General features: G+C 41.0%; 1 protein-coding gene. It reads right to left on the reverse strand.

Annotation, left to right across the window (positions count from 1 at the left end):
- Nucleotides 1-165: 165 nt before the first annotated feature.
- Entirely contained in the window at nucleotides 166-1,257 is a 1,092-nt protein-coding gene (locus F6K20_RS38690) for an effector-associated domain EAD1-containing protein (protein ID WP_009149141.1), read from the reverse strand.
- Nucleotides 1,258-1,355 lie beyond the last annotated feature (98 nt).

The raw sequence follows: 1,355 nt of genomic DNA on the forward strand, positions 1-1,355 counted from the left end.
TCAGCCGTGGCACAGGCTTCGACCCTGGGAGTTAACTCAGATTAAACAAATGCTTACCTGTTGTATTCAAAAGCACCTCAAGTAGCGATGCAGCGCGTAGCGCATCAGCTGAATGCTGATAGCTGAATGCTGATAGCTGAATGCTGATAGCTTACAGACAACCATTCACCACATTGCTTCACCTTTAAGTAAATCTGTCAATAACCCTTGCTTCTCTAACCGCTCACAAATAGCACTGAAAGGACTGCCAGCGTTATAACTAGGATTCCAGCTTGGGTCACCACTATGATGCAGGGCTACTAAATTCCAGTTAATATCAAAACATGGAGAACCAGAGGAACCGGGTTCGGTATTGGTTTTATACTTAACCGTTGTACCATTCTCGTTAATAGTAATAATAGCCTCGGTGTCAAAGGCCAATTTTAAGGGTTCGGCCTGGGGATGCTGCACAATAAACAGTGGAGTATTGGGCACAAACTGATAATATGGCTGTTGGGGTAACTCAATCCACTGGCGCTTTGGAGAATTGGGATCGGGATTTTTCCCAATCGGTTCTTCCCCAGGAACTCCATCTACTCTCAGCAAGGCATAATCCAATTGCTCAGGGGTTGGTAATGGATTGTTGGTATAAGGACTTTGATCAATTAGCCAGTCATCCTCTACTAAGCGATACTCCTTACCAGGATTGATAACTTTACCATCCCCTAACTGCTTGTAGTCAAAACGCAGGATAACATTACTAGACGTTGCTTGTTTTAAAATTACCGATTCCACCACATGGTAATTAGTAATAACCACATTGGGAGCAATCAGAAAACCTGTCCCAAATTCCAGACTATTATCCTTATTCGTAACTTCTACACGACAGACTTGCCCTTCAATTTGACCTAACTTTTCCCGCCACTGATTTACATCTAAAAAAGAATTAGTTTTCTTAATCAGTCTTTCTAATCGACCTTTTGCTAATAGCGGTTGCGGCATAGCAATCGCAATATTAAACTCCTGGGCAAAGGCGAATAACGCTGGGTTACCTGGATTCGATTCACGGGCACCTGCAATTAATTTATCAACCCATCCTTCTGCTTGAGCAGCTTTAATTAACTTAAATACAATTTCTTTTAAGTCATCTCCCATCGCAATAGAATCTAGATTTTTGCTGAATTTATATTCAACTAATTCAGCAAGTCTTATTTTTAATGGGAAAGCATCAAGTAAAGCATTCGTTAATTGTTGATATTGCTGTCCAGTTAGTTTCATTTAGAATTTCCATTTGAGTTGTGAACAGAATCCCTTAGGAAAAGGCAAAAGGCAAAAGGCAAAAGGCAAAAGGCAAGAGGCAAAAGGCAAAAGGCAAA

Origin of the sequence: Moorena sp. SIO2C4, assembly GCF_010672485.1 — a bacterium.
Taxonomy (GTDB): Bacteria; Cyanobacteriota; Cyanobacteriia; order Cyanobacteriales; family Coleofasciculaceae; genus Moorena; species Moorena producens.